Annotated in this window: 1 pseudogene; it reads left to right on the top strand. The window is 49.3% G+C overall.

Annotation, left to right across the window (positions count from 1 at the left end):
- Positions 1 to 414: pseudogene (locus tag GSF22_RS34230) on the top strand (hypothetical protein); the annotation flags it as partial.

Below are 414 nucleotides of genomic sequence, written 5' to 3'. Positions count from 1 at the left end.
CTCCTGGAACGGCCAGCGAGCCGGTCCACCAGTTCTTCGCCATGTACACAAATATGATGCCCACCTGGCTTGCTATCACCCTCGCCGTGATCCTCGTCGTCATGAGCCAAATCAAAATTAACGTCACAAATGCATATAGCGGTTCACTAGCGTGGACCAATGCATATACGCGCTTAACACGTCGCTACCCCGGCAGGATCTTCTTCGTCTTTGTCAATGTCGGTATCGCGCTGTCTCTCATGGAATTCAATATGTTCTCCATGTTGAACTCCATTCTTGGCTTCTATTCCAACGTTGCTATCGCATGGATTTTCACGGTGGCGTCTGACATTGCAATAAACAAATATGTACTCGGCATTTCTCCCCGCTATCCAGAATATCGGCGCGGAATGATTTTCCCGATCAACCCTGTGG

The sequence above is a fragment of the Micromonospora echinofusca genome (assembly GCF_017614955.1).
In the GTDB taxonomy this organism is placed as follows: Bacteria; Actinomycetota; Actinomycetes; order Mycobacteriales; family Micromonosporaceae; genus Micromonospora; species Micromonospora echinofusca_A.
This window is presented reverse-complemented; position numbering and strand designations above follow the sequence as displayed.